A 998-nucleotide genomic window follows, 5' to 3' on the forward strand; every position below is an offset into this window, starting at 1 on the left:
TTTTTACCACGCTCATCAAGAGCGACATATTTCATGGTTGCCATAGCTAACTTTGGTGTATGACACGTAATACTTCTACAACTGTCGTCACACCATCTAGGATCTGCCTTAACCCATCATCAAAAATTGCAGGGGATTTTTCTCGAGCGCAGGCTTCTAGTTCTTTCTCACTTGCACGATCGTGGATCAAGCTACGCATCTGATTATCGATCTCGATAATCTCGTAAACACCTAATCGTCCTTGATAGCCTAAGTGATTACATTCACTGCACCCTTTGGCACGGTATAGGGTTGGTGGATTTTTAGGATCAACTCCTAGCAATCTGCATGTTCCCTCATCTGCAACATACGCTTCTTTACAGTCATCACAAAGCACTCGAACTAGACGCTGCGCAATAATTCCAACGAGACTGCTGCTAATCAAGAATGGCTCAACACCCATATCCATCATACGGGTTATAGAGCCAACAGCCGTATTAGTATGCAGTGTAGACAGCACTAAGTGACCAGTTAAACTGGCTTGAACTGCAATTTCCGCCGTTTCTAAATCCCGAATTTCACCGATCATCACGACATCTGGGTCTTGACGAAGTATGGCGCGCAAGCCTCTAGCGAAAGTCATATCCACTTTCGTATTTACTTGGGTTTGACCGACTCCTGGAAGGTTGTACTCGATCGGATCTTCGACCGTAAGTATGTTTCGACTACGGTCATTAATCTCAGACAATCCGGCATATAGTGTGGTTGTTTTACCAGAACCAGTCGGACCCGTGACCAGCATAATTCCATGTGGCTGAGCCAAAATAGATTTCAGCGTTCCGCTATCACGGTCAGTCATGCCTAAGTGTTGGATGCTTAGCCGCCCCGCGTTTTTGTCTAATAGACGCAGAACGATGCGTTCACCATTTGCTGACGGCATTGTGGATACACGAACATCTACTTCTCGCCCCCCAACACGAAGAGAGATACGACCATCTTGCGGAATCCGTTTTTCGGCG

At 46.2% G+C, this 998-nt stretch carries 1 protein-coding gene; it reads right to left on the bottom strand.

The features are described 5' to 3' along the window. Positions 1–46 precede the first annotated feature (46 nt). Positions 47–998, bottom strand: a 952-nt coding sequence (locus A3739_RS05775) for a GspE/PulE family protein (RefSeq protein WP_197472091.1), incomplete at its 5' end; no start/stop codon positions are given.

The organism is Oleiphilus sp. HI0067, from assembly GCF_001635735.1.